Origin of the sequence: Mesorhizobium sp. (genome assembly GCF_024509055.1) — a bacterium.
Classification (GTDB): Bacteria; Pseudomonadota; Alphaproteobacteria; order Rhizobiales; family Rhizobiaceae; genus Mesorhizobium.
This window is the reverse complement of record NZ_JANINM010000205.1, coordinates 1-846: the sequence shown is the minus strand read 5'-3', so window position 1 is coordinate 846 and position 846 is coordinate 1. Positions and strand designations below refer to the sequence as shown.

Sequence of the window (846 nt, the reverse complement as noted above, 5' to 3'; positions counted from 1 at the left end):
ACGGCATCGCGCTGGTCACCTGGGACATGCCCGGACGCTCGATGAACGTCTTCACCGAAGAAGTGATGCGCGAGCTCAATGCCATCGTCGATCACGTGGCGGGCGATGCCGCGATCAAGGGCGCGGTGATCACCTCCGGCAAGGACACCTTCTCCGGTGGCGCCGATATCACCATGCTGCAGAAGATGCTGGCTACCTTCGCCGCTGAGAAGGAGCATGACCTTGAGAAGGCCACCAGGGCGCTGTTCGAGAATGCCGGTTACATGACCGGCCTGTTCCGCAAGCTGGAAACCTCCGGCAAGCCATGGGTGTCGGCGATCAACGGCACCTGCATGGGTGGCGCCTTCGAGATGTCGCTCGCCTGCCATGGCCGCGTCGCCGCCGACAGCGACAAGGTGAGGATGGCGCTTCCCGAGGTGAAGATCGGCATCTTCCCGGGCGCCGGCGGCACCCAGCGAGTGCCGCGCCTCACCGACCAGCAGCAGGCCTTGCAGATGCTGACCTCGGGCCAGAACCTTACGACGCAGAAGGCCAAGTCGATGGGCCTGATCCATGAGGTCGCCGAGCCGAAGAAGCTGGTCGAGACCGCCAAGGCGATGATCAGGAACGGCCTCAAGCCGGTCGCGCCCTGGGACGAGAAGGGCTTCAAGCTGCCCGGCGGTCCGGTCTATTCGGCGGCAGGCGCCAATCTGTGGCCGCCGGCCATAGCCATCCTGCGCCGCGAGACCTACGGCAACTATCCGGCGGCGGCCGCGATCCTGAAATGCGTCTATGAAGGGCTGCTGGTGCCGTTCGACACGGCGCTCAGGATCGAGCAGCGCTATTTCACCGAGATCATGCAGTCGA

General features: G+C 64.5%; 1 protein-coding gene. It reads left to right on the top strand.

Going from position 1 to position 846, the window contains the following annotated elements:
- The coding region (locus tag Q0L57_RS09535; RefSeq protein WP_296741581.1) for an enoyl-CoA hydratase-related protein at positions 1-846 on the top strand (846 nt) is incomplete at both ends.